At 70.3% G+C, this 1,012-nt stretch carries 2 protein-coding genes; both read left to right on the top strand.

The features are described from left to right. The first annotated feature begins 58 nt into the window (after positions 1-58). Complete coding sequence (locus R6V09_RS53835) at positions 59-640, top strand: sugar kinase (RefSeq protein WP_317888652.1); 582 nt, start codon at positions 59-61, stop codon at positions 638-640. Positions 641-738: 98 nt separating this feature from the next. Then, the coding region (locus R6V09_RS53830) for a hypothetical protein (RefSeq protein ID WP_317888651.1) at positions 739-1,012 on the top strand (274 nt) is incomplete at its 3' end.

Here is a 1,012-nt window from a genome sequence, read left to right as displayed (position 1 = left end):
AGCGGTACGAGCGCTACGAGCGGTTCGCCGAGTCCCGGCGCGGCACCCAGGACACGGCATGATCGCATCGCTGCCCCGCCAGGCCACCCCCCGGGACGAGCCGCCCCGCCCACCCGAGGACCCCCGCCACAAGGCCCGCCGCCGAGCGCTCACCCTGCTCATCATCGTGCTGCTCATCGGCGTACCGGCCGTCTATCTGGCGATCTCCGCGAACCAGAGCCGCAACAGCGGCAAGGACAAGGAAGCCAAGTACTCGGCGACCGGCCTCACCGTGGGCTGGCCCTCCAAGGTCCAGCGCCGCCTCTACCAGGTACCGGTCCCGCACCCGGCGGAAGAGGTCGCCTTCTACGAGACCAACAACTGGAAGACCAGCCGGCTCTACGTCCAGTTCCAGACCTCCGAGGCCGGCCTCGACACCTTCCTCGCCGGCGTGGGCGTCGACCGGGACACGCTCAAGAAGAACGACATCACCATCAGCGACCGCGACCAGAAGATCACCGGCTGGAAGTTCACCCGCCCCGGCCCCTGGTGGGGCGTCGTCAACAAGCAGAAGGACCCGGCACCCACCCAGGACATCGTGGTGAACCTGTCCGATCCGGCCCTCCCCATGGTCTACGTCGTCTCCCGCACGGTTCCCTAGCGGGGTGGCCCCGGCCGGTCGCCGGGGCCGATTGTCAGACCCCGCCCGTAGAGTCGAAGACAGCTGACACGACTGACGGGCGGGAGGTGACAGGACGTATGACGGACACGGCACTCATGGAGCAGATCTCCGTGCGACTGGCCGCGGTCTTCCTGCCGTCCCCCGTCGTCCCGCGCGAGGGCCGCGTCGCCTTCTGGGACCCCGACGGCGAGCGCGCGCTCCCCGAAGCCGAAGAGGGCGTGGAACAGACCGAGTTGACCGTCGTACGACGACACGGCGCCGGAGTCCGCCGCAGGCCCACCCCCGCGCTGACCCTGCCCATCGAAGCGGCGCTGCCCCTGCTCGTGCGCGCCCGCTGGAACCCCGCCGCCC

It is taken from the genome of Streptomyces sp. W16, from assembly GCF_033194735.1.
Classification (GTDB): domain Bacteria; phylum Actinomycetota; class Actinomycetes; order Streptomycetales; family Streptomycetaceae; genus Streptomyces.
Note: the sequence above shows the minus strand (reverse complement) of the source record. Positions and strands in the feature narration are given on the sequence as shown.